At 32.2% G+C, this 255-nt stretch carries 1 protein-coding gene; it reads right to left on the reverse strand.

The features are described 5' to 3' along the window. Window positions 1-227: transposase (locus M3183_RS26940; protein WP_396953769.1), on the reverse strand; the 227-nt coding region annotated here is incomplete at its 3' end. Window positions 228-255 lie beyond the last annotated feature (28 nt).

The following is a 255-nucleotide window of genomic DNA, read 5'->3' on the forward strand; positions in this document are numbered from 1 at the left end:
GAACGAATACCGAAGGTATATTGAATGAAAGCCATCTTTATTAATACAACAGGATCAATACTTGGTCGTCCTCGTTCAGATGAATATAAGTCTTGAACTAGTCCATAGATAAATGAAAAATCAATAGTTGCTTCTATCTTACGAACTAAATGGTTTGCAGGTACAAGTTGATCTAAAGCAATCATTTCTATCTGATCACGATTAATCTGTGTATTTTTAGTTAGCATTTCATTCACCTCTTTAAAATCTCTGTAA

Origin of the sequence: Neobacillus mesonae (genome assembly GCF_023715155.1) — a bacterium.
GTDB lineage: Bacteria > Bacillota > Bacilli > Bacillales > Cytobacillaceae > Neobacillus > Neobacillus mesonae_A.